The sequence below is a fragment of the Sulfuricurvum sp. genome, assembly GCF_049305995.1.
Taxonomy (GTDB): domain Bacteria; phylum Campylobacterota; class Campylobacteria; order Campylobacterales; family Sulfurimonadaceae; genus Sulfuricurvum.
Genome location: NZ_JBAQPS010000279.1, coordinates 1 through 4,691, shown reverse-complemented (window position 1 = coordinate 4,691; position 4,691 = coordinate 1). Strand labels below are relative to the sequence as shown.

General features: G+C 46.6%; 5 protein-coding genes and 1 pseudogene. 4 read left to right on the top strand and 2 right to left on the bottom strand.

Annotated features, from left to right (window positions below; genetic code table 11):
- The 4 genes and pseudogenes from WA010_RS09555 to ung all read left to right on the top strand — a co-directional run.
- Positions 1-831 (top strand): annotated as a pseudogene (locus WA010_RS09555) (bifunctional phosphoribosylaminoimidazolecarboxamide formyltransferase/IMP cyclohydrolase PurH); the annotation flags it as partial.
- Positions 832-979: 148 nt separating this feature from the next.
- Entirely contained in the window at positions 980-1,864 is an 885-nt protein-coding gene (locus WA010_RS09550; RefSeq protein ID WP_422556896.1) for a DnaJ C-terminal domain-containing protein, read from the top strand.
- A gap of 3 nt (positions 1,865-1,867) precedes the next feature.
- A complete protein-coding gene (locus WA010_RS09545; protein ID WP_422556895.1) occupies positions 1,868-2,254 on the top strand; it encodes a heat shock protein transcriptional repressor HspR in 387 nt (128 codons plus the stop codon).
- On the top strand, positions 2,254-2,934 hold the full coding sequence (gene ung, locus WA010_RS09540) for a uracil-DNA glycosylase (protein ID WP_422556894.1): 681 nt from the start codon (positions 2,254-2,256) through the stop codon (positions 2,932-2,934). The genes WA010_RS09545 and ung overlap by 1 nt, the downstream gene beginning before the upstream one ends.
- On the opposite strand, the gene WA010_RS09535 is transcribed toward ung, so the two are convergent.
- Positions 2,921-3,931 (bottom strand): endonuclease/exonuclease/phosphatase family protein, encoded by a 1,011-nt coding sequence (locus WA010_RS09535; RefSeq protein WP_422556893.1) that lies wholly within the window; start codon positions 3,929-3,931, stop codon positions 2,921-2,923. The genes ung and WA010_RS09535 overlap by 14 nt on opposite strands.
- Positions 3,932-4,691, bottom strand: a 760-nt coding sequence (locus WA010_RS09530) for a M3 family metallopeptidase (RefSeq protein WP_422556892.1), incomplete at its 5' end; no start/stop codon positions are given.

Below are 4,691 nucleotides of genomic sequence, written 5' to 3'. Positions count from 1 at the left end.
AAAGGGGAAGCGAGCTTTAACAACCTCACCGACATCAGCGGTGCGGTGAAAATCGCGGCGGCGTTCGGGGATGAAAATGCGATCTGTATCGTCAAACACGGTAACCCGTGCGGCTTTGCAATCCGTGAAAACCTCCTCGATGCGTATACCGAAGCGCTCAAATGCGATCCGATCTCCGCGTTCGGCGGTGTTGTCGCGGTGAACGGTGTCGTGACAAAAGAGCTTGCAGAGAAAATGAACGAAATGTTCCTCGAAGTAATTATCGCAGGACGTATCGACGATGAAGCGCGCGCGGTGTTCGAGCCGAAAAAACGTCTTAAACTTTTCGAATACGGCAGTGATCGTATCGCCCTCAGCAACGACGCAATCGATTTCAAACACATTGACGGCGGGTTTGTATTCCAAGACGCTGACCGTGTAACGGTTGAAGAGATCAAAAACGCTAAATTGGTAACGAAGCACGTTGCGAGTGATGCTGCTATGAAAGATGCGGAGATTGCGTACAAAGTAGCGTCATTGACCAAATCAAACTGTGTCGTCTATGTCAAAGACGCGGCAATGGTAGCCGTCGGTATGGGGATGACTTCTCGTGTCGATGCGGCGCGCTGTGCTCTTCGTAAAGCCGAAGAGATGGGTCTGGATGTGAGCGGTTCAGCTCTTGCTTCTGAAGCGTTCTTCCCGTTCCGTGACTCTATCGACGCGGCGGCGGGTGCGGGTGTTAAAACGGTTATCCAACCGGGTGGTTCGGTACGTGATGAGGAAGTCATCGCGGCGGCGGATGAGCACGGTATGGCACTCTATTTCACAGGTGTTCGACACTTTCTGCACTAAGAATGATTGCGCCGCTATGGCGCAACTTTAAATCCCCCATAAAACCCTTGTCTACGAACTTTTCTTTTTAACCTTGATTGACATTGACTCAAACTTAGTGCTATAATTTTTAACAAATAACTAGCTATGATTTTAATAGGATACAACTATGTCTAAAAGTTTATACACTACTCTCGAAATCGCTCCCGGTGCAAGCGAAGCCGAGATCAAAAAAGCGTACCGCAAGCTTGCACGTCAGTATCATCCCGATGTGAACAAAGATCCTGCGGCAGAAGAGAAATTTAAAGAGATTAATGCCGCGTATGAAGTCCTCAGTGACAAAGATAAGCGTGCAAAATACGATCAGTATGGCGACTCGATGTTCGGCGGTCAGAACTTCCATGATTTTGCTCGCGGTCAAGGCGGGAATGTTGATTTGGATGAGATTTTACGCAGTATGTTCGGTGGCGGCGGTGCCGGAGGATTTGGCGGAGGCGGTTTCGGCGGCTTTGGTGGTGGAGGATTCGGAGGGGGTGGCTTCGGCGGTGGGATGAACCTCGATATCGATGCCAATGTTACCGTTCCCTTTGCCGTAGCAGTTCTCGGTGGAAAACACTCGATCAGCCTCTCGGGAGAGAGTTTCGACATTAAAATCCCTGCTGGGATCAAAAGCGGTGAAAAGCTCCGTGTTCGCGGAAAAGGGAAAAAACACGGCTCTCAAGTGGGTGATTTGTATCTACGGATCGATGTTGCCGCGAATCCTGAGTATGAGCGTGAAGGGGACAATTTGGTCAAAACCTTCAATGTTCCTCTCTATGCGGCACTTTTCGGCGGAAAAGTAGCGATTCAGACATTGGAAAAAGAGGTGACTCTAAAAGTGCCTGAAAACACCAAAAACGGTCAACGTTTCCGTCTCAAAGAGATGGGGGTACTGAACCGTCAAAGCAATGTGCGTGGCGATTTGTATCTCAAAGCAAATATTGTCCTCCCTCCTGTCGATAAAATCGATGCGGATTTGGTTGAACAAATGAAAAAATCTCTTCCACAGGAGTAGGGTATGCACCATTTTGACGAACCGGTTTACATGATCAGTATTGTTGCCAAGATTTTGGATATTCATCCGCAGACCCTTCGTCAATATGAACGGGAAAATTTGATCGCACCCTCACGATCGGACGGACGTATCCGTCTTTATTCTCAGCGTGACATTGAAAAGATCAAAATGATCCTCCGATTAACACGTGAAGTAGGGGTTAACCTCGCCGGTGTCGATGTGGTAATCCGTCTCAAAGATAAGATGGAGGCGATGGAGCAGGAGATGATGGAGTTGCGCTCAGAAATCGCACGTATGCGAAGCTCTAGCGGTGTCCCTCCCGAAAAATCGCTCGTTACCAAGCGTAGTATTTACGAAATGGTCATTTTCGATGACGATATTCTCAAATAATGGCAACTAATCCGAGTATTCATGAGAGCTGGAAAGAGGCGTTAAAAGCTGAATTTGCTCATCCGTATATGGAGGAGTTGAAAGCCTTTTTGGTCGAAGAGAAAAAAAACTACACGATTTTCCCGCAGGGGAGTAATATCTTCAATGCGTTTAATTCCACCCCGTTTGAGAATGTCAAAGTGGTTATTTTGGGTCAAGACCCTTATCACGGAGCAGGGCAAGCACACGGTTTATCATTCTCGGTACAGCAGGGTATTCCTCTCCCGCCGTCTCTCCAAAATATTTTTAAAGAATTGGTGAGTGACATCGGATGTGAGTATCCTAAAAGCGGTGATTTGAGCCATTGGGCACGTGAGGGGGTATTACTCCTCAACACTCTCCTCACTGTCCGCTCAGGCGAACCGTTTTCCCATAAAGAGCGGGGATGGGAAAGATTTACCGATCAAGTGATTCGAACATTGAGTGAACAGCGCGAACACATTGTTTTTATCGGGGCACCTGCGGGGAAAAAAGCGGCTTTAATCGATGAGTCTAAACACTTAATTCTCAAAGCACCCCATCCTTCACCGCTCTCATCGTATCGGGGATTTTTCGGGTCGAAGCCGTTTAGTCATACGAACCGTTATTTAAAATTAAATGGGATACTACCTATACAGTGGTGTTTATCTACTGGATTCTAAATACAGCTGTGATCGGTAAGTGGTCTGAGTATCCTTCTCCTATATGTGTCTTAGGGTATCGTTTAGTCTGTTGCCAGCGGTAGGGTTTCCCTTTGTAAAAGAGAAAATCGGCTTCAAAACGTTGAAAACTCCCTCGGACATACTCTAGTCCTTTTCCATCTGCGAGAGAGGGAGAGATAACCATATTATCGAGTGCCTCCCCTTTGCCTCTGTACTGATGGCTCCATCGTTGTTTTTCTTCGACCTCATACCAAAGATTATAGAGATGTCCGTCATTGTTTTTGAGGGATGTGTAGGTGATAGGATTTTCGTCGTCATCGATGGTTTTGAGGATATGATTGATTCCGGTTATCCCCTCGGTATCGTTGTGTTTACGGCTTTTTAAAAACGTTTTGTACTCTTCGTAATGGGAGTTGAAATCTCCTAAAAGCACATAAGGCTCATCATCCGGCAACTCGCTTAAACGGATTGCGAGGCGTTTGGCACTGAGGATACGTTGACTCTCTGAACCGCTTTTCGATTTCCAATGATTGACAAATACCCGTAATATTTGACCATTGATCTCAATTTTTCCTTCTAAAATATCACGATAATGTCCATTGTATGAGACTGGATGTCGAAATCCGCTCAGGATCGGATAACGGCTGAGTAACGCGCAATTGACGGTAGAATTTTTATTACGTGCGAAAAGATGATAACGGTAATAAAGCCCTTGACGATTGAGTTCGGCCTTGAGAGCTTTGAGTGCAATTTCGGATTCAATCTCCTGTAAGGCGATAATATCGGCATTAACCTCACGGATTACTTGTGCACTATTGCGTAACTTTGATCGATACATCTCCTGTGTCCATCCCCAATCACCGTTAGGGATATACTCTTCATACTCGTTACCGTCATAGTTCATATCAAAGAGATTTTCAACATTGTAGCTCGCTATTTTCACCTCTACCCCTCCTAGAAATGAGATTAATACCGTTAAAAATAATACGATTTGCATTTATTCGATCCCGCTGAGACGAAGGAGATTTTTAGAGTCGCATTCGCGCCCCATCATCTCTACAAACAGCTCTTGCATACTTTGTGATCCCCCCTTTGCAAGGACGATCTCTTTGTAGCGACGGGCAAGTTCACTTCCGAAAACTCCCTCATCGACGATGGCGTAATAGGCATCGGCACTGAGCACCTCCGCCCATTTGTAGCTGTAATATCCCGCACTGTATCCGCCGCTAAAGATATGGCTGAAGCCGTTTTGGAATTTATTATAAGCTGGGGGTTTGATGAGTGCCGTACGCTCTCGGATCGAATCGAGGAGAGTTTGAATCTCATCGCCTTGATAGAGTTTGGAATGGAGCTCGAAATCGAAAAGAGAAAACTCAATCTGTCGAAGCATAAACATACCGCTTTGGAAGTTTTTGGCTCGGATCAGTTTCTCGATCATTTCATCGCTGAGGATTTCAGCATTCTCATGATGTTTAGCAAACAGTTTCAGCACTTTCGGCTCATAGGCGAAGTTTTCCAAAAATTGCGACGGAAACTCCACCGCATCCCATTCGACCCCGTTGACTCCGCTCACCCCGTGCTCTTTGACCTTGCTCAACAGATGGTGGATTGTGTGTCCCATCTCGTGAAAGAGGGTGACGACATCATCGTGTCGCAGCAGTGAGGGAGAGGTTTCGGAGGATGGGGGGAAATTACAGACGACAAACGCGCTGGAGAGATGGGTGCATCCTGCACTGTCGCAGTGGTGGGTTTGAAAG